16 protein-coding genes are annotated in these 19973 nt (G+C 66.9%); 15 read left to right on the top strand and 1 reads right to left on the bottom strand.

Annotated elements, in window-relative coordinates; all coding sequences use genetic code 11:
- From OEJ37_RS17690 to OEJ37_RS17670, 5 genes are all read left to right on the top strand, one after another.
- A partial coding sequence (locus OEJ37_RS17690) for a hypothetical protein (protein ID WP_411859266.1) occupies positions 1–287 on the top strand: 287 nt, incomplete at its 5' end.
- Between the two features lie 342 nt (positions 288–629).
- On the top strand, positions 630–1052 hold the full coding sequence (locus OEJ37_RS17685) for a rubrerythrin family protein (protein WP_034185149.1): 423 nt from the start codon (positions 630–632) through the stop codon (positions 1050–1052).
- Between the two features lie 126 nt (positions 1053–1178).
- A complete protein-coding gene (locus OEJ37_RS17680) occupies positions 1179–2516 on the top strand; it encodes a heterodisulfide reductase-related iron-sulfur binding cluster (protein WP_174418445.1) in 1338 nt (445 codons plus the stop codon).
- Positions 2517–2547: 31 nt separating this feature from the next.
- Complete coding sequence (locus tag OEJ37_RS17675) at positions 2548–3129, top strand: DUF3501 family protein (protein ID WP_174418444.1); 582 nt, start codon at positions 2548–2550, stop codon at positions 3127–3129.
- Between the two features lie 724 nt (positions 3130–3853).
- Positions 3854–4795 carry a transposase gene (locus tag OEJ37_RS17670; RefSeq protein WP_174418467.1) on the top strand — a complete coding sequence of 314 codons (942 nt, stop codon included), beginning with the start codon at positions 3854–3856 and terminating at the stop codon, positions 4793–4795.
- 123 nt (positions 4796–4918) lie between these two features.
- Here OEJ37_RS17670 and OEJ37_RS17665 read toward each other — a convergent pair whose 3' ends face one another.
- A complete protein-coding gene (locus OEJ37_RS17665; RefSeq protein ID WP_175943299.1) occupies positions 4919–6445 on the bottom strand; it encodes a mannose-1-phosphate guanylyltransferase/mannose-6-phosphate isomerase in 1527 nt (508 codons plus the stop codon).
- A 428-nt stretch (positions 6446–6873) separates the two neighbouring features.
- Between OEJ37_RS17665 and OEJ37_RS17660 the strand changes: the two genes are divergently transcribed.
- The 10 genes from OEJ37_RS17660 to OEJ37_RS17615 all read left to right on the top strand — a co-directional run bounded on the left by OEJ37_RS17660 (position 6874) and on the right by OEJ37_RS17615 (position 19875).
- Positions 6874–8247 (top strand): undecaprenyl-phosphate glucose phosphotransferase, encoded by a 1374-nt coding sequence (locus OEJ37_RS17660; RefSeq protein WP_174418442.1) that lies wholly within the window; start codon positions 6874–6876, stop codon positions 8245–8247.
- Between the two features lie 171 nt (positions 8248–8418).
- A complete protein-coding gene (locus OEJ37_RS17655; protein ID WP_175943297.1) occupies positions 8419–9831 on the top strand; it encodes a UDP-glucose dehydrogenase family protein in 1413 nt (470 codons plus the stop codon).
- 30 nt (positions 9832–9861) lie between these two features.
- Positions 9862–10305 (top strand): low molecular weight protein-tyrosine-phosphatase, encoded by a 444-nt coding sequence (locus OEJ37_RS17650; protein ID WP_174418440.1) that lies wholly within the window; start codon positions 9862–9864, stop codon positions 10303–10305.
- On the top strand, positions 10299–11477 hold the full coding sequence (locus OEJ37_RS17645) for a polysaccharide biosynthesis/export family protein (RefSeq protein WP_263345001.1): 1179 nt from the start codon (positions 10299–10301) through the stop codon (positions 11475–11477). The genes OEJ37_RS17650 and OEJ37_RS17645 overlap by 7 nt, the downstream gene beginning before the upstream one ends.
- Before the next feature lie 50 nt (positions 11478–11527).
- Complete coding sequence (locus OEJ37_RS17640; protein ID WP_175943293.1) at positions 11528–13753, top strand: polysaccharide biosynthesis tyrosine autokinase; 2226 nt, start codon at positions 11528–11530, stop codon at positions 13751–13753.
- A 62-nt stretch (positions 13754–13815) separates the two neighbouring features.
- Positions 13816–14775, top strand: coding sequence for a glycosyltransferase family 2 protein (locus OEJ37_RS17635; RefSeq protein WP_174418438.1), 960 nt, complete (start codon positions 13816–13818; stop codon positions 14773–14775).
- A 127-nt stretch (positions 14776–14902) separates the two neighbouring features.
- Positions 14903–16051, top strand: a complete 1149-nt coding sequence (locus tag OEJ37_RS17630; protein ID WP_263344993.1) for a glycosyltransferase family 4 protein — start codon at positions 14903–14905, stop codon at positions 16049–16051.
- 10 nt (positions 16052–16061) lie between these two features.
- On the top strand, positions 16062–17528 hold the full coding sequence (locus tag OEJ37_RS17625) for an O-antigen ligase family protein (RefSeq protein WP_175917656.1): 1467 nt from the start codon (positions 16062–16064) through the stop codon (positions 17526–17528).
- Complete coding sequence (locus OEJ37_RS17620) at positions 17525–18709, top strand: glycosyltransferase family 4 protein (protein ID WP_111019813.1); 1185 nt, start codon at positions 17525–17527, stop codon at positions 18707–18709. The genes OEJ37_RS17625 and OEJ37_RS17620 overlap by 4 nt, the downstream gene beginning before the upstream one ends.
- A complete protein-coding gene (locus tag OEJ37_RS17615; RefSeq protein ID WP_072439360.1) occupies positions 18709–19875 on the top strand; it encodes a glycosyltransferase family 4 protein in 1167 nt (388 codons plus the stop codon). The genes OEJ37_RS17620 and OEJ37_RS17615 overlap by 1 nt, the downstream gene beginning before the upstream one ends.
- Positions 19876–19973 lie beyond the last annotated feature (98 nt).

The raw sequence follows: 19973 nt of genomic DNA, 5'->3' as shown, positions 1-19973 counted from the left end.
ATACGACCAACAACGGCACGCTGCGCGCGGAGAAGTTGCTCTCCGCGATGGGCAACCTGACCAACAGCGGCACGATCGAGGCCGGCGCCGTCAAGGTCATGGGCAACGTGACCAACAACGGCACGTTGCACGGCGACGATTCGGTCTCCGTGACGGGCCGCCTGTACAACGAGTCGTCGGGCGTCACGAGCAGCTACGGCAACGTGTTCAGCGCGGGGCGCGTGTCCGGGCCGGGGCGCATCGTCAGCTACATGGTGCGTCCGTCGCCTGCCGACGACGTGCGGTAAACGTCGTTTGCCCGGCCGCACACACCGGGCCGGGCGAGCGGGGCGTCGCGCGGTCGGCGACGCCCCGCGCGACACGCATCGCGCCGGGGCATGATGTCATTGCCCCGGAGCGATGCGTTATTGATTGCGCATCGTATCGTGCGCATATTCGCACGATCGTTCGCCCGGCACCGGTCGATCGCTATCGACTGCATTGAAAAAGCCAATTGGGGGATGCCCCTTCGAGCGCCTAGATTACACAACACGATGCTGGCGGCAGGTGCCACGCTGCGCGCATCGTTCCCCACAATCAGTCATTCGGTCCGGCGCATCGATGCGCCGGCACAATGCACGGAGGCGCAAATGGCTCACCTCAAGGGCAGCAAAACCGAAGAGAACCTGAAGGCCGCATTCGCAGGCGAATCGCAGGCGAACCGGCGCTATCTGTATTTCGCTTCGAAGGCTGACGTAGAAGGCCAGAACGACCTCGCCGCGCTGTTCCGCTCGACCGCCGAAGGCGAAACCGGCCATGCGCACGGCCACCTCGAATACCTGGAAGCCGTCGGCGATCCGGCAACGGGCTTGCCGTTCGGTTCATCACGGCTGAATCTCGAATCGGCGATCGCCGGCGAAACGCACGAATACACCGACATGTATCCGGGCATGGCGAAGACGGCGCGCGACGAAGGCTTCGACGAAATCGCGAACTGGTTCGAGACGCTCGCGAAGGCCGAACGCAGCCACGCGAATCGCTATACGAAGGCGCTGGACAGCCTCGTCGACTGAGACGACCGCCGCCGCAGGCCGCACGGTACGACCGTGTGACCCGCAAGCGGCCGGCCGTTCGTTCATCGCCGCCCGCAGCGCGCGGGCGGCGCGCTCGCGCGCATGCGCGCCACGCTGGAGCGCCTCATGCCCCACAAGGAAGGCAGTCTCGAAGCCCCGACCCGGCATCCGCTCGACTGGCAGTCCGATGCGTTCTACGACCAGGCCGCGATCGATGCGGAAATGACGCGCGTGTTCGACATCTGCGCCGGGTGCCGGCGCTGCGTGTCGCTGTGCGGCGCGTTTCCCACGCTGTTCGATCTGGTCGACGACACGCCGCTGGGCGGCATCGACGAAGTGCCGAAGGCAGCGTTCGGCAAGGTCGTCGACCAGTGTTATCTGTGCGATCTCTGCTACATGACGAAATGCCCGTACGTGCCGCCGCACGCATGGAACGTCGACTTTCCGCACCTGATGCTGCGCGGCAAGGCGGCGCGCTACAAGCGCGGCGAAGCGACGCTGCGCGACAAGGTGCTGTCGAACACCGATGCGCTCGGCCACTTCGCGGGCATCCCGATCGTCACGCAGGCGGTGAACGCGGTCCACCGCACGCCGCCCGCACGCCATGCGCTCGAAGCGACGCTCGGCGTCGATCGCAACGCGTGGCTGCCGGAGTTCGCGCCGCGCAAGTTCCGGCGCGCCGCGAAGCGCTCGGACAACCCGCCCGCGCGCGACGGCGAACGTACGCCCGGCAAGGTCGCGATCTACGCGACGTGCTACGTGAATTTCAACGAGCCCGGCATCGGCCACGACCTGCTCGCGATCCTCGCGCACAACGACATTCCGTACGAGCTCGTCACGCGCGAAGCGTGCTGCGGAATGCCGCTGCTGGAGCAGGGCAATCTCGCGGGTGTCGCCGCGAAGAAGGACGTGAACCTGCCCGTGCTCGAACGTTATGCGCGCGAAGGCTATGCGCTGATCGGCGCGATCCCGAGCTGCGTGCTGATGTACAAGAGCGAGCTGCCGCTGATGTTCCCCGGCGACGAAGCGGTGCGCGCGGTGGCCGACGCGTTCTGGGATCCGTTCGAATACGTGATCGCGCGGCATCGCGACGGGCTGCTGAAGACCGATTTCAAGACCGGCCTCGGCACCGTGTCGTATCACGTGCCGTGCCATGCGCGCGTGCAGAACATCGGCCGCAAGACGGCCGACACGCTGTCGCTCGTGCCCGATACGCGCGTGAATGTCGTCGAGCGCTGCTCGGGCCATGCGGGCACGTTCGGCGTGAAGAAGGAATTCCATGCGGACGCGATGCGGATCGGCACGCCCGTGTTCAAGGCGATGGCCGAGCCGCAGCCGGATTTCGTGTCGTCGGACTGCGCGCTGGCCGGCCATCACATCGTGCAGGGCATCGACGAGAAGGGGCTGCCGTCCGCGCCGCTCGCGCATCCGCTCACGCTGCTGCGCCGCGCATACGGCATCTGAGCCGATGCCGGCCGACCCACGAGGACAATCCATGACGCTGACCCGCGACTCCCTGCTGACGCTCGAAGCGTACGCGAAGATCCGCAGGACCGAACACGCGCGGCTCGTCGCGTACAAGCGCCGCCGCGCGGTCGCGCTCGGCAACCATCTGCGCTTCTTGTTCGAGGACGAGACGACGATCCGCTATCAGATCCAGGAGATGCTGCACATCGAGAAGATCTTCGACGAGGCGGGCATCGAAGGCGAACTTGACGCGTATCTGCCGCTCGTGCCCGACGGCACCAACCTGAAGGCGACGATGCAGATCGAATACGAGCACGAGATCGAGCGGCGCGCGGCGCTCGCGCGGCTGATCGGTATCGAGGATCGCGTGTACCTGCAGATCGACGGGCAGGCGCGCGTCTACGCGATCGCCGACGAGGATCTCGAGCGCGACAACGACGAGAAGACGTCGGCCGTGCATTTCGTGCGTTTCGAACTCGACGCACCGATGCGCGCGGCGCTCAAGGACGGGGCGGCGCTGTCGATCGGCTGCGATCACCCGGCCTACACGATGCCGCCGCAGCGCGTGGATCCTGACGTGGCCGCGTCGCTGGCCGGCGACCTGCGCTGACACGACCGCCGCGCGTCCTGCGCGGCCTATTCCGCTTTTCCGTTCCGACCCGAAACAGGATTTCCGCGTGCGATACGGCGTGGCCGTTCGCTCGGCGCCGCGAAGATGTAACAGACCCCCCGCGCTTGCATGCGGAGAAACTATGTGCATCCCGCGTCACCGTGCTTTCATCACTCGCAGGGAAACAATAAAGAGATTGTGCACGGAGATAATTCAGCTGCACGGATATTGAACGATTTACCGATTCGTGAATATCTTGTTACGCAATTTTCCCTGATTTACCGATTTTAGGAAGCGATTCCCGCGATTGTTTCAGGCAAGGGTCGGAACAGCCCCTAACCGCTCAGCGGAGGCCATTCTTCATACCTTGCAGAGCCCCGCCGGACGGGCCTTTGCAGCGCCGGGCATAAAGATCTCGCAAAAAAATTCAAGCGTAAATAGATTGCGTATCCATGGCAGGTTGTTTCAGTGCGTAACATTAAGTCATTGTCATATTGAGATAAACCCTGAGGATGGTATGCTTCGTGCACAAAAATTCCCACATTGGAGTGAGACCGCGATTTGTGCGCCATTGCCGGGAATTCCGGCACCGTGAAAGTGCGGTGTCGGCCGGCATGCACAACACCGGATAAGCATAAATGTGCAACCTGGCCGCCCCGCGACGCGATGTGTCGCGACGGCGCCGCCAATCGCAGCCCGGCCTGGCTGCGTGGAGAGATCTACTATGTTCTTCGATGAGCTTAACGATGAAGAGTGGTTTCGTCTTTCAACGCTGATCGCCGATGAACCCATCCGGCTGAATCGTCGTGGGCGTCCACGAGCCGAACCGCGCGTCGTTGCCAACGCGGTGCTCTGGATTCTGACGACCGGTGAAGCCTGGTCCAAGCTGCCCGGTCGGTATCCGTCCGGGCCGACGTGCCGTCGTCGCTACGAGGAGTGGCTCGCGAGCGGCACGCTGTTGCAGATGATCGACGTGCTGACCCAGTTCAGCGGGCGCACGTTCGCGTATATTCCGCCGCCGCCGGTGCCGGTCGTCCCTGCGCGTCGCGCGGAGCCCGTGCCCGACAACGATCGCTTGCGCGGCGTGTTCTGGCAAAACCCCGAGTCGTGGCAATTGCCGGTCGCGCAGGCAAACGTTTGGGAGGGCGAGGGCGCGTCGCTGAGCGCGATGCCGAACGACGCAGTGGCCGATCCGGCCGGCGCGTCGTTCGTGGTGCCCGGTACGCAGGCGGCGGAACTGCGCCATGCGCGTGCGTCGTCGGCGAGCTTCGCCGCGGCCGAACCGCAAGTCGACGAGTATCGCGGTTATACGATCTGCGGCATTGCGCAGCCCGTGCAGAACCTGATGTATCGCGCGTGGGCCGAGATCTCGCAGGACGACCGGCGCGTCGAGCGCTCGGGCCTCATCGGTCCGCGTTTCACCGATGCCGAGGAAGCCGAGCAGTTCGCGCTCGACTGGGCGCGCCAGTGGATCGATCGCCACGGTGCGAGCGACGAGCCGGCACGTGCGCCGCAAAGCGAGGTGCTGGCCGGGTTGTCCGCGCTGGCGCGTGCGGAGTCGGACATCAAGCGCTTCATCGCCGAGCGTCACGCGGGCGCGTTGTCGGAAAGCCGCAACGATCCCGTGCAGTCGGAGCGCCGCGAATACGCGTACCGCGTAGGTTGAGCGCCGTTCCAGCGCAACGCGCGGGCCGTCGTGTGCCACGACACCCGCGCGGAAGCTTCGTCTTTCGATGCTTGCCACACCGGGGGCGCCGCTGTCGCAGCGGCGCCCCCGGCGCTTGACGCGTCACTGCCGGCCGTAGGTATCGTCGAAGCGGACGATGTCGTCCTCGCCGAGATACGCGCCCGACTGCACTTCGATCAGTTCGAGCGGCATCATGCCCGGGTTTTCAAGGCGGTGCGATACGCCGAGCGGGATGTACGTCGATTCGTTTTCGGACAGCAGGAACGTTTCGTCGCCGCGCGTGATGCGCGCGGTGCCGCGCACGACAATCCAGTGTTCGGCGCGGTGGTGGTGCATCTGCAGCGACAGTCGCGCACCCGGTTTCACGACGATGCGTTTCACCTGGAAGCGCTCGCCCATGTCGATCGAGTCGTAGTGGCCCCACGGGCGATGCACCTTGCGGTGATCGGTGGCTTCCGCGCCTTGTTGCGCCTTGATGCGGCCGACGATCTTCTTCACGTCCTGCACGCGCGACTTGTCCGCGACGAGCACGGCGTCGGGCGTTTCGACGACGACGAGGTTCTGCGTGCCGACGCAGGCGACGAGCCGGCTTTCCGAATGCGCGAAGGTCGATTCGGCGCCTTCGAACAGCACGTGGCCGCGGCCGACGTTGCTGGCCTCGTCCTTCTCCGAGATCTGCCAGATCGCGTCCCACGAGCCGACGTCCGACCAGCCCGCGTCGAGCGGCACGACGACGCTCTCGCACAGTTGCGGCAGGCTCGCGAGCGGCTCCATCACCGCGTAGTCGATCGAGTTCGACGGCGACGCGGCGAACGCATCGCGATCGACGCGGAAGAAGTCGCCATCGGCCTTGCCCTGCGCGATGGCCTGTTCGCAGGCCGCGTAGATCGCCGGTTCGAGCTGGCGGATCGCCTTCAGCCACACCGACGCGCGGACAATGAAGATGCCGCTGTTCCACCAGTACTCGCCGGATGCGACGTACTGCTGAGCGAGTTCGAGGTGCGGCTTCTCGACGAAACGGTCGAGGCGGCGCACGTCGAGGTCGCCCGTCGCGGCGTCGCCGAGCGGTGCGCCGACGCGGATGTAGCCGTAGCCGGTTTCCGCATGCGTGGGCACGATGCCCATCGTCGCGATCCTGCCTTGCGCCGCGCAGTGCACGCCGGCCGCGACGGCCGCGTGGAAGCGCGGCAGGTCGGCGACCGCGTGGTCGGCCGGCATCACGGTCATCACCGCATCGTTGCCGTCGGCGACGAGCCGCAGCGCGGCGAGCGTCAGCGCGGGCGCGGTGTCGCGGCCGAGCGGCTCGAGCACGATCGTCGCGGGCTTGGCCGTCAGGCGCAGTTGTTCGGCGGTCGTGAAGCGGTGATCCTCGCCGCACACGATCAGCACGTCGTCGTTCAGCGGGTGGTCGGCCGTTAGGCCGTCGAGGCGCAGCGCGGTCGACTGCAGCAGCGAATGATCGCCGAGCAGGCCGATGAGCTGTTTCGGAAAGCGTTCGCGCGACATCGGCCACAGGCGTGTGCCGGACCCGCCGGCAAGAATCACCGGCTGCACGGCGAGGCGCGTGCCGGAGGCGGGGGCGGCGGAAGAAGATTGGCGCGTTTCGGCTGCCACGGCCGGAGCATTCATGATGACACTCTCCACGGTTGAAGTCAGTGCCTGTCGTTGTAGCATGAAGTAAATCGACAATAAAACCGGGTCCATTGGCTGATATTCGCCGGGCATTCATCTGGAAAAATTTTCCGCGATCGCATCGGATGCAAATAAAAAAATAAAAAATAATTCCGGGAATTGTTGGCCATCCCGTGCCGGCAAAGGGCTCGCGGCGAACGTAAAGTATCCGAAAACTTCCCGATTCCCGATCGATTCGGGAAAACGTGCCGAATTAAATCAAAAAGTTCGCGGCAAGAATTTCCGATTATTTTTCGAAATACTTGTGCGCTTGAGGGGCGATTTTCTTGTCGCTTCAATAGCGTCATGCAACGTTTGAATCGAATGTGCGGCACGGGCTGCACGAGGAGCTGTTCGGCAAACGCCTGTTCAAAGAGGAAGCAGACATGTTGAGCGTGCTGGCGAGAGTCATCGATATCGCGATGGTCGTGGCAGGGGCGCTGATCGCCGCTGCGCTGCACGACGGCAGCATCTGGCTCAACGACCTGCAGCGCACGACGGTGCTGTTCGACTGCCTGCTGGTCGTGGTGTTCTTTCCGGCCATCGGCATCTACCAGTCGTGGCGCGGCAAGCGTCTGGTCGGGCTGATGGGGCGCGTCGCGTTCGCGTGGCTCGTGGTCGAGCTCGCGGGCATCCTGATGAGCTTCAGTTTTCACCAGTCGGGCGACCTGTCGCGGCTGTGGCTCGGTTACTGGGCGCTCGTGACGATGACGCTGCTCGCCGGTTCGAAGGCGTGCGTGCACGTCGTGCTGCGGCAACTGCGCCGCGGCGGCTACAACCTGAAGGCGGTCGCGATCGTCGGCGGTACGCCGGCGGCGCGGCGGCTGATCGCGCAGATGCGGGCGCGGCCGGAGGCGGGCTTCAACCCGGTATGCGTGTACGACGAAAGCGAAGCGCCGGGCGATGTCGCACTCGACGACGTGCGCATCGAGCGGCAATTCGAATCGCTGGTGTGGCTCGTGCGCAGCCGCGCGATTCGCGAGCTGTGGCTCACGCTGCCGATCTCGGAGGAGCCGAGGATTCACCAGATCGTGACGGTGTTCCGCCACGATTTCGTGAACATCCGTTTCATTCCGGACGTGCGCACGCTGTCGTTCTTCAACCAGGAAGTGGTCGAGGTGCTCGGCGTGCCGGCGATCAACCTCGCGGCGTCGCCGATCACCGACGTGCGGATCCTGCCGAAGTTCGTGTTCGACCGGCTGTTCGCGCTGGCGGCGCTCACGGCGCTCGCGCCGGTGATGCTGCTGATCGCGGGCCTGATCAAGCTGACGTCGCGCGGGCCGGTGTTCTTTCGCCAGAAACGCAAGGGCATCGACGGGCACGAGTTCGAGATCTACAAGTTCCGCTCGATGAAGGTGCACCAGGAAGTGGCGGGCATGGTGACGCAGGCGACCAAGAACGACACGCGCGTGACGCCGGTCGGCCGGTTCCTGCGCCGCACGAGCCTCGACGAGCTGCCGCAGTTCATCAACGTGCTGAAGGGCGAGATGTCGGTCGTCGGCCCGCGCCCGCATGCGCTCGCGCACGACGACATCTACAAGGATCTGGTCAAGGGCTACATGTTCCGCTACCGGATCAAGCCCGGCATCACCGGGTGGGCGCAGATCAACGGCTTTCGCGGCGAGACCGACCAGATCGAGAAGATGATGGGACGCGTGAAGCTCGATCTGTACTACATGCAGAACTGGTCGTTCTGGCTCGACATCAAGATCGTCGCGCTGACGCTGTGGAAAGGCTTCACCGGCAGCAACGCTTACTGAGCGCCCCGGGATCCGTCGCTTCGCGCAGGCCGCCCGAGGGGAGCATCCCCAAAGGGGGCTTCCTGCGGGGCGGAAAACTCGGGACGGCTCGATGTTTTCTCGAGATGCACTCCCGCGCAGGCATTCCGGTTTTACGAATTTCGAATCATTGGTCAAGAGGTCCGACACATCATGAATCTGACTATCATCGGCAGCGGTTACGTAGGTCTTGTCACCGGCGCCTGTCTCGCCGACATCGGGCACGACGTGTTCTGTCTCGACGTCGACCAGGCGAAGATCGACATCCTGAACAACGGCGGCGTGCCGATCCACGAGCCGGGCCTCAAGGAAGTCATCGCGCGCAACCGCTCGGCCGGCCGCCTGCGTTTCTCGACCGACGTCGAGGCCGCGGTCGCGCACGGCGACGTGCAGTTCATCGCGGTCGGCACGCCGCCCGACGAGGACGGCTCGGCCGACCTGCAATACGTGCTCGCGGCGGCGCGCAACATCGGCCGCTACATGACGGGCTTCAAGGTGATCGTTGACAAGTCGACGGTGCCGGTCGGCACGGCCGAGCGCGTGCGCGCGGCGGTCGCCGAGGAGCTCGCGAAGCGCGGCGGCGACCAGATGTTCTCGGTCGTGTCGAACCCGGAATTCCTGAAGGAAGGCGCGGCGGTCGACGATTTCACGCGGCCGGACCGCATCGTGATCGGCTGCGACGACGACGTGCCGGGCGAGCGCGCCCGCGAGCTGATGAAGAAGCTGTACGCGCCGTTCAACCGCAACCACGAGCGCACGCTGTACATGGACGTGCGCTCGGCCGAGTTCACGAAATACGCGGCGAACGCGATGCTCGCGACGCGCATCTCGTTCATGAACGAGCTGGCGAACCTCGCCGACCGCTTCGGCGCGGACATCGAGGCCGTGCGCCGCGGGATCGGCTCCGATCCGCGCATCGGCTATCACTTCCTGTACGCCGGCTGCGGCTACGGCGGCTCGTGCTTCCCGAAGGACGTCGAGGCGCTGATCCGCACGGCCGACGAGCACGGGCAATCGCTGCAGATCCTGAAGGCCGTGTCGTCGGTCAACGCGACGCAAAAGCGCGTGCTCGCCGACAAGATCGTCGCGCGCTTCGGCGAGGACCTGACGGGCCGCACGTTCGCGATCTGGGGCCTCGCATTCAAGCCGAACACCGACGACATGCGCGAGGCGCCGAGCCGCGAGCTGATCGCCGAGCTGCTGTCGCGCGGCGCGCGCATCGCCGCGTACGACCCGGTCGCGCAGCAGGAAGCGCGCCGCGTGATCGCGCTCGATCTTGCCGATCACCCGAGCTGGCTCGAGCGCCTGAGCTTCGTCGACGATGAAGCGCAGGCCGCGCGCGACGCCGATGCGCTCGTGATCGTCACCGAATGGAAGGCGTTCAAGAGCCCCGACTTCGTCGCGCTCGGCCGCCTGTGGAAGACGCCGGTGATCTTCGACGGCCGTAACCTGTACGAGCCGGAGACGATGAGCGAGCAGGGCATCGAATACCACCCGATCGGCCGGCCGGGCTCGCGCCAGGCTGTTGCCGCCCGCGTGCCGGGCGCCGCGCGCGAGCGCGCGTAACCCGCTTCACGTCACCCGTTACGAGACGCCATGTTCCGGAACATCCTGATCGTCTGCCACGCGAACGTCTGCCGCAGCCCGGCGGCGGAAATGCTGTTCAAGTCGCACACCGCGTCGCGCGGCGGCCCGCGCGCGACGTTCCACTCGGCCGGCGTGCATGCGAACGACGGCGATGGCATCGATCCGGTGATGCGACGGTTGCTTGCCGAGCGCGGCGTCGATGCGACGACCCACCGCTCGCGGCGGCTGTCGCGCCGGATCGTGCGCGACGCCGACCTGATTCTCGTCAGCGAGCGCGGACAGATCGCGGCCGTCGAATCGGTCGATCCGTTCGCGCGCGGCAAGGTCCACCTGCTCGGCAAGTGGGAAGGGGCCGAGATTGCCGATCCGCACGGCGGCCCCGAGGCCGAATACCGCGAGAGCTACTCGCAGATCGAACGTCTGGTTCAAGGATGGCTACAGAAACTATGCTGAAACGCCCGATGCGCCCGGTGGCGCTTGCCGTCGCGCTGACGACTTTCCTGTCAGCCTGTGCAACCGCGCCCGGCAACTACCTCGACTCGTCGAACCTGAAGGACGACGGCCGCCAGCAAGCGGCCGAGACCTATCCGGTTCATTACATCGACGCCAAAGTGGTGATGGACCAGTTGCAGAAGCAGCAGGTCGATCACCCGCTGCCGCCTGCGCGTTATACCGATTCGTCGCAGTACGTGTACCGCGTCGGCCCGCAGGACATCCTCGGCGTCACGGTCTGGGACCACCCGGAGCTGACGACGCCGCAGGGCCAGTCGTTCTCGAGCGGCGGCAATACGACGCAGACGATCGCGGGCGCGCTGCAGCAGCCCTATTCGTCGTCGCTGCCGGGCCAGGCCGATCCATACGGCCAGACGGTGGCCGCCGACGGCACGATCTTCTTCCCGTTCGTCGGCCGCATCCACGTGGCGGGCAAGACGATCGCGCAGACCCGCGACGAGCTGGCCACGCGCCTCGCGCGCTACGTGAAGAATCCGCAGCTCGACGTGCGCGTGCTGTCGTACCGCAGCCAGAAGGTGCAGGTGACGGGCGAGGTGAAGACGCCGGGCCCGCTCGCCATGAGCGACGTGCCGCTGACGCTGGTCGACGCGATCTCGCGCTCGGGCGGCTCGACCAACGAGGCCGACCTGCAGCGCGTGCGCCTGACGCGCGACGGCAAGCTCTACACGCTCGACGCGAACGGCGTGCTCGATCGCGGCGACGTGAAGCAGAACGTGATGCTGCAGCAGGGCGACATCGTCAACGTGCCGGACCGCAGCGACAGCCGCGTGTTCATCATGGGCGAGGTCAAGACGCCGGTCACGGTGCCGATGCTCAAGGGCAGGCTGACCATCGCCGATGCGCTGACGGCCGGCGGCGGCATCCTCGACACCGATGCGAACCCGCGCAAGATCTACGTGATGCGCGGGATGCGCGACAACCCGACGAAGCCTGAAGTGTTCCGCCTCGACATGACGCAACCCGATGCGCTGATGCTGTCGAGCCGCTTCCCGCTTCAGCCGCTCGATGTGGTCTACGTCAGCACGGCCAGCTCGGTGCAGTTCAACCGGGTGCTGCAGCAAGTGCTGCCGACGATCCAGACGATCTTCTTCATGCGGCAAATCACACGCTGATAGCCCGCCGGGGCGGCGCCTCCGCCCCGGCACCACTCAAGCGGGAACGAATGGTGAACACGCAAGCGAAACACTCCTACGCGGATCTGTCCGTGAAAACCGAGGAAGAGGATGTCGTCCTCGGCCAGTTGCTCCAGGTGATCATGGACGACATCTGGCTGCTGCTCGGCATCGCGGTGACGGTCATCGCGCTCGCCGGCCTCTACTGCTACATCGCGAAGCCGGTCTACCAGGCCGACGTGCACGTGCGGGTCGAGGGCAGCGACAACACGTCGCAGGCACTCACGCAGACGCAGACGGGCGCGTCGATCAACAGCGGCCCGCAGCAGGCGCCGACCGACGCGGAAATCGAGATCATCAAGAGCCGCGGCGTCGTTGCGCCGGTGGTCGAGCAGTTCAAGCTGAACTTCTCGGTCGTGCCGAAGACGCTGCCCGTGATCGGCAGCTTCGCCGCGCGCGTCGCGACGCCGGGCGAGCCGGCACGGCCGTGGCTCGGCCTGAAGTCGTACGCATGGGGCGGTGAAATCGCCGACATCGATTCGATCAGCGTCGTGCCCGCGCTCGAAGGCAAGAAGCTGACGCTGACGGCCGGCCCGAACGACACCTATTCGATCGTCGACCAGAACGGCACCCGGCTGCTGGCGGGCCAGGTCGGCGAATCGGCGCAGGGCGGCGGCGTGACGCTGCTCGTGAAGAAGCTCGTCGCGCGCCCCGGCACGCAGTTCACGGTGACCCGCTACAACGATCTCGACGCGATCTCCGGCTTCCAGACCGGGATCCAGGTGAGCGAGCAGGGCAAGCAGACGGGCGTCGTGCAGATCTCGCTCGAAGGCAAGGATCCGGACCAGACCGCCGCGATCGCGAACGCGCTCGCGCAGTCGTACCTGAACCAGCACGTCGTTGCGAAGCAGGCCGAAGCGACCAAGATGCTCGACTTCCTGAAGGGTGAGGAACCGCGCCTGAAGGCCGACCTCGAACACGCGGAAGCCGCGCTGACTCAATACCAGCGCACGTCGGGGTCGATCAACGCGAGCGACGAGGCGAAGGTCTACCTCGAGGGCAGCGTGCAGTACGAGCAGCAGATCGCCGCGCAGCGCCTGCAGCTTGCATCGCTCGCGCAGCGCTTCACCGATTCGCACCCGATGGTGATCGCCGCGAAGCAGCAGCTCGCCGAGCTGGAGGGCGAGAAGGACAAGTACGCGAACCGCTTCCGCAGCCTGCCGGCGACCGAAGTGAAGGCCGTCCAGCTCCAGCGCGACGCGAAGGTCGCCGAGGACATCTACGTGCTGCTGCTGAACCGCGTGCAGGAGCTGTCGGTGCAGAAGGCCGGCACGGGCGGCAACATCCACCTCGTCGATTCGGCGCTGCGCCCGGGCGATCCGGTCAAGCCGAAGAAGGTGCTGATCCTGTCGGCCGCCGTGTTCCTGGGCCTGATCCTCGGCACGGGTGTCGTGTTCCTGCGCCGCAACATGTTCCAGGGTATCGAGGATCCCGACCGCGTCGAGCGCACGTTCAACCTGCCGCTGTACGGGCTGGTGCCGCAAAGCGCCGAGCAGGTGAAGCTCGACGCCGCGGCCGAGAAGAGCGGCAGCCGCGCGCGGCCGATCCTCGCGAGCCTGCGTCCGAAGGATCTCAGCGTCGAGAGCCTGCGCAGCCTGCGCACCGCGATGCAGTTCGCGATGATGGATGCGAAGAACCGCGTGATCGTGCTGACGGGCCCGACGCCCGGCATCGGCAAGAGTTTCCTGGCGGTCAACCTCGCGGTGCTGCTCGCGCATTCGGGCAAGCGCGTGCTGCTGATCGACGCCGACATGCGTCGCGGCCTGCTCGACCGCTACTTCGGCCTTACCGCGCAGCCGGGCCTGTCCGAGCTGCTGAGCGACCAGTCGCCGCTCGAGGATGCCGTGCGCGAAACGCCGGTGCAGGGCCTGTCGTTCATCGCGGCCGGCACGCGTCCGCCGAACCCGTCGGAACTGCTGATGTCGACGCGCCTGCCGCAATACCTCGAAGGGCTCAGCAAGCGCTACGACGTCGTGCTGATCGATTCGCCGCCGGTGCTGGCGGTGACCGACGCGACCATCATCGGCCGCATGGCCGGCTCGACGTTCCTCGTGCTGCGCTCGGGCATGCACACCGAAGGCGAGATCGCCGACGCGATCAAGCGCCTGCGCACCGCGGGCGTCGATCTGGAAGGCGGGATCTTCAACGGCGTGCCGCCGAAGGCGCGCGGCTACGGCCGCGGCTATGCGGCCGTGCACGAATACCTGAGCGCCTGAGTGCAGTGCGCGAAACCGGGCCGGCGCGCAGCGCGCGAGCCCGGCCGACTGGAGAACCATCGATGAAAATTTCCGTGCTCGTTCCGACCTACCGGCGCCCGGCCGACCTCGCGCGCTGCCTGCTGGCGCTGCAGCGCCAGCAGCGGCTGCCCGACGAGGTGATCGTCGTCGCGCGCCCGGAGGACGACGCCACGCACGAGCGGCTCGCCGATCCGGCGGTCGGCGGCGCGCTGCCGCTGCGCATCGTGCCGGTCGACGTGCCGGGGCAGGTCGCCGCGCTGAACAAGGGGCTCGACTCGGCGAACGGCGACGTCGTCGCGATCACCGACGACGATGCGGCGCCGCACCCCGACTGGCTGGCACGCGTCGAGTCGGCATTCCAGGCCGATCCGCGCGTGGGCGCGGTGGGCGGGCGCGACTGGGTGCACGAGAAAGGCCGCGTGCTCGACGAATCGCGCGAACTCGTCGGCCAACTCACGCTGTCCGGCAAGATCGTCGGCAATCATCACCTCGGCGTCGGCGGCCTGCGCGAAGTCGACATGCTGAAAGGCGCGAACATGAGCTACCGCCGCACCGCGATCGAACGGCTGCGTTTCGACACGCGGCTGCGCGGCGCGGGTGCGCAGGTGCACAACGACATGGCGTTCAGCATGCGCGTGCAGCGCGACGGCTGGAAGCTCGTCTACGACCCGGCGATCGCGGTCGATCATTTCCCGGCCGAGCGCTTCGACGACGACCGGCGCGATGCCGCTTCGCTGAATGCGATCAGCAACGGCGCGTACAACCTGCATCTGATCCTGCGCGAGCATCTGCCGCCGGTCCGGCGCGAGATCGCGTGGTGGTGGTGGACGCTGGTCGGTACGCGCGTCTATCCCGGTTTCGCGCACGTGCTGCTGTCGGTGCATACGGCGCAGCGCAGCCGGATCCGCGAGCACTGGCGCGCGGTGCGCCGCGGCGCGCGCGACGCTCGCCGCGCGAACCTTGCCCCCCACCGTGCGGCGATGCCGCCGGTGACGTCTTGAACGGGCTGCGCGCATCGCGCGCGGCCATCCCCGGAGGGCTCGAAATGAAACAACTCCCACGCGCGCTTTGTGCGCTGCCTCCCGAGGGGGCGGTCAGCCTCCTTGGGGCGGCCCGGCGGAGGCTGACATGACTGCAACGAAAGCTGCAACGAACGTTCACGTCCATTTGTTTTACGGCGCCGATCCCCGTACCTACCGGAAAGGCGAGAACATCGGCTGCCTGTACGGCTATCACCATGCCGAATCCGACGAATTCCGGTTGACCTATTCGCAGGACCGTGGCGAGAGCCGTGTCGCCAGCCTCGCGCGCCGCGCGCTGAAGGCGGCGCTCGGCTTCGACGTCGTGCATGCGTGGCGCAACCGCGCCGCGCTGCTGAACACCGACGTGATCTGGACGCACACCGAGCAGGAGCACCTCGCTGCTTCGCTGATCCTGAAGCTCGCCGGCGCGCAGGGCAAGCGCCCGCTGCTGCTCGCGCAAAGCGTGTGGCTGTTCGACAAGTGGGGCAGCTTCGGCGGCGCGCGCCGCTGGCTGTACCGCAAGCTGCTCGCGCGCGCCGACGCGCTGACCACGCTCGCCCGCGACAACGCCGACCTGTGCCGCCGCTATCTCGGGCGCGATGCGGAGTTCGTCTATTACGGGCTGAACACGCAGGATTTCCCGCTGACCGAGCCGCAGCAGTGGCAACCGAACCGGCCGCTGCGGATCGCGGCGATCGGCAACGACCGCGACCGCGACTGGCGCACCTTCCTTGCCGCGTTCGGCGGCGACGAGCGCTACGACGTGCGGCTTGCGACGCGCCGCCGCGTGCCGCGCGAGTGGCATGCGCCGAACGTGAAGATCGGCTCGGCGTCGGGGCTCGCGAAGCAGCACGAGCTGTACGCGTGGGCCGACGTGATCGTCGTGCCGCTGCGGCCGAACTTCCACGCGTCGGGCATCACGGTGATGCTCGAGGCGGCAGCCGTCGGCAAGCCGATGATCGTGTCCGACGTCGGCGGGCTCAGCGACTACTTCCCGCACGATACGGCCGCCTATGTGCCGGCGTTCGACGCGCAGGCGATGCGCCAGGCCGCCGACCGCTTCGTCGCCGATCCGGTCGCGGCGCTCGGCTGCGCGCGGGCCGCCGCCGCGTGCCTGTGCGAGCGCGACCTGACCACGCAGGCGTTCGCCGAGCAGCACGTGCGGATCACGCGCGACATGCTGCGCCGGCGCCGTACGCCGGCGGCCGCGGGCCTGGCGATGCCGCTCGCGGATTCGCGTCCGTCGTCGCGGTGAGAGCGGATCGATGAGTACGATTGCCGCCGAACGCGCACCGTCGCGCAACCGCAGCTGGTTCGCCGAACCGAAGCACTGGATCGGGCAGGCCGGGCTGTGGTCGCTCACCGCCGCGCTGATCGCCATTCACCAGGGCAAGGTGCTGACGCTCGCGTTTCCGGTGCTGGCCATCGCGGTCGGCCTCTGGCTGTATTTCAAGAGCCCGGCGCGTTATGTCGGCTTCATGTGGTGGGTGTGGTTCCTGAGCCCCGAAGTGCGGCGTCTCGCCGACTGGTCGAAGGGCGCGTTCACGCCGACGAGCCTGATCCAGGTCGCGCCGCTCGCGGTGACGATGATCGCCGGCTTCGGGCTGATCCGGCATTACCGCGTGCTCGCGCAGCGGCGCGGGATACCGGTGCTGCTGATGCTGTTCGGGCTCGCATACGCATATCTCGTCGGGATCGTGTCGAGCGGCGTGATGGCCGCGACCTACGACCTCGCGAACTGGGTGTACCCGGTGCTGATCGGCTTTCACATCATGGTCAACGCGCGCGACTATCCCGAGTACCGCGACGTGCTGCTGTCCACGTTCATGTGGGGCATGCTCGTGATGGGCGTGTACGGCGTCGTGCAGTACTTCGTGATGCCGCAGTGGGACGTGCTGTGGATGATCGGTTCGGACATGGGTTCGCAGGGCGAGCCGGTGCCGTACGGCGTGCGCGTATTCAGCACGATGAACTCGTCGGGGCCGTTCGCGTTCGCGATGATGGGCGCGCTGGTGTTCGTGCTCGCGGCGCCGCAGAAGATCCGCTGGTTCGCGGGTGCGGCCGGTTTCGTGTCGTTCGCGCTGTGTCTCGTGCGTTCGACGTGGGGCGGCTGGGTGATCGCGCTCGCGATCCAGCTCGCGCAGTCGAACAACCGCGTGCGGATGCGGATCCTCATCAGCGGCGTCGTGCTGGTCGGGTTATGCGTGCCGCTCCTGACCGTCGGGCCGGTGGCCGATCGTCTCGGCCAGCGTCTTCAGTCGATCGTGAACCTGAAGGACGACCGCAGCTACGACGACCGCAACAAGTTCTACGCAACCTTCGCTCAGACGGCGTTTACCGACGTCGCCGGCGAAGGGATGGGCGCGACCGGCGCATCGACGAAGCTGTCGAGCGACAGCGGCGAGCTCGGCAAGTACGGCAGCTTCGACAGCGGCGTGATGAACGTGCCGTTCGTGCTCGGCTGGCCCGGCACGCTGCTGTATCTCGCCGGCGTCGTGATGCTGTTCGGCCGCACGCTGCGCGCGGCGTTCAAGCTGCGCAAGGACAAGTTCGTAGGCGCGTGCCTGAGCCTGTGCCTGTCGACGTTCGCGATGCTCGTGTTCACGAACTCGCTGATCGGCACGGGCGGCCTGCTGATGTTTACAGCCATTTTTTCGATACTTTCCGCGGCGCACTGGCAGAAGGCTCAGCGCCTGCTGGCCGCCGCGCGTTCACGGGGAGGCGACCTTTGAGAATCGCGATCGTCACGCATGTCGTGCGACATAACGACGGGCAGGGCCGCGTCAATTACGAAATCGCGCGCGCGGCGCTGGCCGAGAACTACGAAGTCACGCTGGTCGCGTCGCACGTCGCGCCCGAGCTGCTGGCCGACCCGCGCGTGCGCTGGGTGCCCGTGAAGGTCGGGCGCTTCTGGCCGTCCAATCTCGTCAAGCAACAGGTGTTCGCGCTGAAGAGCGCGTGGTGGCTGCGCGCGCATCGCGGCGAGTACGACGTGCTGCACGTGAACGGCTTCATCTCGTGGATCAAGGCCGACGTGAATACCGCGCACTTCGTGCACGGCGGCTGGTTCAGGAGCCCGTACTATCCGTTCGGGCTCACGAAGGGGATGTGGTCGGCTTACCAGTATGTCTATACACGCGTGAACACCGCGCTCGAGCGCTGGGCCTACCGGCGTTCGCGTGCGATCACCGCCGTGTCGCAGAAGGTGGCCGACGAGATCGCCGCGCTCGGTATCGACAGCCGCAAGATCAGCGTGATCTACAACGGCGTCGACGGCAGCGCGTTCGCGGGCGCGCAGGCCGACCGTGCGGCGTTCAAGCTGCCGGACGACGCGTTCCTGCTGCTGTTCGTCGGCGACCTGCGCACGCCGCGCAAGAACCTCGGCACCGTGCTGAAGGCGCTGACGAAGCTGCCGGCGAACGTCCATCTGGCGGTGGCCGGCTATCTGCCGGGCAGCCCGTATCCGGAAGAAGCGCGCGCGCTCGGCATCGATTCGCGCGTGCATTTCCTCGGCCTCGTGAAAAACATGCCGACGCTGATGCGCTCGGTCGACGCGTACGTATTCCCGTCGCGCTACGAAGCGATGAGCCTGTCGCTGCTGGAGGCGATGGCGGCCGGCCTGCCGGTCGTGACCGCGCGCACCGCGGGCGGCGCGGAAATCATCACGCGCGAATGCGGGATCGTGCTGGAGGATCCGGACGATCCGGCCGCGCTCGCGCAGGCGATCGGCTCGCTCGCGGCGTCGCGCGACACCTGCCGCGCGATGGGCGACGCGGCCCGCGAACTGATGACCCGTTTCGGCTGGGCGCACATGGGTGCCCAGTACGTCGCGCTCTACCGGCGCATCGGCCAACCCACGCAGCCGTCCGCTTTCGAGCGGGTCGAGCATGCAGTCACGCAGGAGCAGTCGTGATGTCTCAATCTTCCCGGCCGATCAAATCGTTGCAGATCGGCATGCACTGGTTTCCCGAACGTGCGGGCGGCCTCGACCGGATGTATTACTCGCTCGTCGGCGCGCTGCCGGGCGCGGGCGTCGAGGTGCGCGGGCTCGTCGCCGGCTCGCCGAAGGTCGCCGACGACACGGGCGGCGCGATCCAGGGCTTCGGTCCCGCGTCGCAGACGCTCGCGCGCCGGATGCTCGCGGCGCGACGCGCGCTGCGCGAGGAGATCCGCAGCGAGCGGCCGGACGTGATTTCGTCGCACTTCGCGCTGTACACGTTCCCGGGCCTCGACGTGACGCGCGGGATTCCGCAGGTGTCGCATTTCCAGGGGCCGTGGGCAGACGAAAGCCAGGTCGAGGGTGCCGCGACGCTCGGGCAGCGCGCGAAACGCTATCTGGAACAGGCCGTCTATACGCGCTCGTCGCGGCTGATCGTGCTGTCGCAGGCGTTCGGCCAGATCCTGACGAACCGCTACGGAATCGAGCCGTCGCGCGTGCGCGTGATTCCCGGCTGCGTCGATACCGCGCAGTTCGACACGCCGCTCACGCCCGCCGAGGCACGGCACAAGCTGCAACTGCCGCAGGACCGGCCGATCGTGCTGGCCGTGCGCCGGCTGGTGCGGCGCATGGGGCTGGAGGACCTGATCGATGCGATCGGCCTCGTCAAGCATCGTCACCCGGACGTGCTGCTGCTGATCGCCGGCAAGGGCAAGATCGGCGAGGAACTGCAGCAGCGCATCGACGCGGCGGGGCTGCAGGACAACGTGAAGCTGCTCGGCTTCGTGCCCGACCATCATCTCGCGGCGCTGTACCGCGCGGCGACGGTCAGCGTCGTGCCGACGGTCGCCCTCGAAGGCTTCGGGCTGATCACGGTCGAATCGCTCGCGTCCGGTACGCCCGTGCTGGTCACGCCGGTCGGCGGGCTGCCGGAGGCGGTGGCCGGGCTGTCCAACGATCTCGTGCTGCCGTCGACCGGCGCGGACGCGATCGCGGAAGGGCTCGGCGGCGCGCTGTCGGGTGCGATCGCGCTGCCCGACGAGGCCGCGTGCAAGCGCTATGCGCGCGATCATTTCGACAACGCGGTGATCGCGCGGCGCGTCGCCGGCGTGTACGAAGAAGCGATCCAGGCGGCAGGCTGAGCGCCCGCGGCGCGCATCGTGCGCGCCGAACCGAAGGTCGAACCGGCGCGCATGCGCGGCCGGTTCGTGCGCCGGCCGCCCGCTACGGGCGCGCCGGC

The sequence above is a fragment of the Burkholderia sp. BKH01 genome (genome assembly GCF_025685725.1).
GTDB lineage: Bacteria > Pseudomonadota > Gammaproteobacteria > Burkholderiales > Burkholderiaceae > Burkholderia > Burkholderia pyrrocinia_C.
The sequence above is the reverse complement of the archived record's forward strand: the minus strand, read 5'-3'. Positions and strand labels throughout refer to the sequence as shown.

Excerpts from the sequence above, each read along its gene's own strand:
- OEJ37_RS17685 (WP_034185149.1), top strand. The coding sequence starts at position 630 with ATGGCTCACCTCAAGGGCAGCAAAACCGAAGAGAACCTGAAGGCCGCA.
- OEJ37_RS17680 (WP_174418445.1), top strand. The coding sequence starts at position 1,179 with ATGCCCCACAAGGAAGGCAGTCTCGAAGCCCCGACCCGGCATCCGCTC.
- OEJ37_RS17675 (WP_174418444.1), top strand. The coding sequence starts at position 2,548 with ATGACGCTGACCCGCGACTCCCTGCTGACGCTCGAAGCGTACGCGAAG.
- OEJ37_RS17670 (WP_174418467.1), top strand. The coding sequence starts at position 3,854 with ATGTTCTTCGATGAGCTTAACGATGAAGAGTGGTTTCGTCTTTCAACG.
- OEJ37_RS17665 (WP_175943299.1), bottom strand. The coding sequence starts at position 6,445 with ATGAATGCTCCGGCCGTGGCAGCCGAAACGCGCCAATCTTCTTCCGCC.
- OEJ37_RS17660 (WP_174418442.1), top strand. The coding sequence starts at position 6,874 with ATGTTGAGCGTGCTGGCGAGAGTCATCGATATCGCGATGGTCGTGGCA.
- OEJ37_RS17655 (WP_175943297.1), top strand. The coding sequence starts at position 8,419 with ATGAATCTGACTATCATCGGCAGCGGTTACGTAGGTCTTGTCACCGGC.
- OEJ37_RS17650 (WP_174418440.1), top strand. The coding sequence starts at position 9,862 with ATGTTCCGGAACATCCTGATCGTCTGCCACGCGAACGTCTGCCGCAGC.
- OEJ37_RS17645 (WP_263345001.1), top strand. The coding sequence starts at position 10,299 with ATGCTGAAACGCCCGATGCGCCCGGTGGCGCTTGCCGTCGCGCTGACG.
- OEJ37_RS17640 (WP_175943293.1), top strand. The coding sequence starts at position 11,528 with ATGGTGAACACGCAAGCGAAACACTCCTACGCGGATCTGTCCGTGAAA.
- OEJ37_RS17635 (WP_174418438.1), top strand. The coding sequence starts at position 13,816 with ATGAAAATTTCCGTGCTCGTTCCGACCTACCGGCGCCCGGCCGACCTC.
- OEJ37_RS17630 (WP_263344993.1), top strand. The coding sequence starts at position 14,903 with ATGACTGCAACGAAAGCTGCAACGAACGTTCACGTCCATTTGTTTTAC.
- OEJ37_RS17625 (WP_175917656.1), top strand. The coding sequence starts at position 16,062 with ATGAGTACGATTGCCGCCGAACGCGCACCGTCGCGCAACCGCAGCTGG.
- OEJ37_RS17615 (WP_072439360.1), top strand. The coding sequence starts at position 18,709 with ATGTCTCAATCTTCCCGGCCGATCAAATCGTTGCAGATCGGCATGCAC.